Below are 445 nucleotides of genomic sequence, written 5' to 3'. Positions count from 1 at the left end.
GCGTACATCCGTGAGCATTTTGGCGGATGAGGGCGCTCGACGAAGCGTATGACCGGCCGATTCTCCCATGACCTCAATGCCCCTCTTCGCTATGGCCCGGCACATTATCGGACACGAACGACGGGTTCGACGAGGTGGGGAGGCGAGGTGGACAAGAGCTGGGGCGCATCGCCGACGAGCGGCTTCCGCATCCGCACCAACGCCAGCCCCGAGGATCGGGCGGCCGAACGCGCAAAGGCGCGGGACGAACGCGCCAAGGATCGCGCCACCTTCGCCAAGCAGCAATCCGAGGCCCGTGCCGCCAGCCGCGATGCCGACCTGCGCGCTCGCGAGCAGGCGCGGATCGAACGCCGGGAGCAGGAGCAGCAATCGGCCGCGGGCGATCCGCACAAGGCGGCGGCGCAGCGGCACCGGTCGTCCGGTCGCAAGGATGTCGTCCGCGAAC

1 protein-coding gene is annotated in these 445 nt (G+C 69.0%); it reads left to right on the top strand.

The genetic code is table 11. The features are described from left to right. Positions 1–147: 147 nt before the first annotated feature. The coding region (locus AC0IYH_RS29405) for a hypothetical protein (protein WP_471837568.1) at positions 148–445 on the top strand (298 nt) is incomplete at its 3' end.

The sequence above is a fragment of the Pseudomonas sp. AC463 genome (genome assembly GCF_979253585.1).
The sequence above is the reverse complement of the archived record's forward strand: the minus strand, read 5'-3'. Positions and strand labels throughout refer to the sequence as shown.